1 pseudogene is annotated in these 736 nt (G+C 67.4%); it reads left to right on the top strand.

Annotated features, from left to right (window positions below):
• Nucleotides 1-638 (top strand): annotated as a pseudogene (locus B2W70_RS03580) (hypothetical protein); the annotation flags it as partial.
• Between the last annotated feature and the right edge of the window lie 98 nt (nucleotides 639-736).

Raw genomic sequence — 736 nt, 5'->3', positions numbered from 1 at the left:
CCCTGCGTGACACCTTGCTGCCGCTGATCAGCTCCTTGCCATCGGTGCAGGCCCGCCTGCCATGGATGATTTCAGGGCACCGCTATCACATCCGCAAAGCAGGCAGCGTCCAGCACATGCTGAGCCGACGCGACCGGCGCCCCAGCACCCGACGCCCCCGAGTGAAGTCGGCGTTCCCGCCCCCCAGAGCAGGTGAACTGCTGCCGGATGTGCCGCTCTGGACACCGCAGGGCGAGCGCCCCCGGCGGCTGCTGGAGCTGGTGCGAAGCGAGTTCATGGTGCTGCTGTTCACAGGCGCCGACGATCAAGGCGAACAGACGGCGCAACATGCCCAGCTGGCGCAAGACCTGCGAAGCACCTACCCCGCCTTGAACACCTGGCTGGTCCTTGACGCGCTCGCTCCGCTGAACGGCCCTGTGGCCTCCATCCCCGACCCGACCTGGCAACTGCACGACCGGCTGGCGATGCCTGCGGGCGGCATCGCGCTGGTCAGGCCCGACGGCTACATCGCCTTCATGGGCAAGCGCCCGCAAGACCTGATGCATTTCATCGAAATGAACCTGGGCTTGATGCCTGGCCACGTGGGCGTGAGCCCTCAAGACCTGCCATCCCACGTGCTGGCGGCGGAGGTCGCATGACGCCGCCACGTCACGCCTTCTGCTGGCACCTGGATGCCGCCACCAGCCATCAGGGTCTGATCGATCGCTTGGCCAGCCCGATGCCGGCTCGCGCCGAC

It is taken from the genome of Aquabacterium sp. UBA2148, assembly GCF_002328915.1.
Lineage (GTDB): Bacteria > Pseudomonadota > Gammaproteobacteria > Burkholderiales > Burkholderiaceae_C > Aquabacterium > Aquabacterium parvum.
The sequence above is the reverse complement of the archived record's forward strand: the minus strand, read 5'-3'. Positions and strand labels throughout refer to the sequence as shown.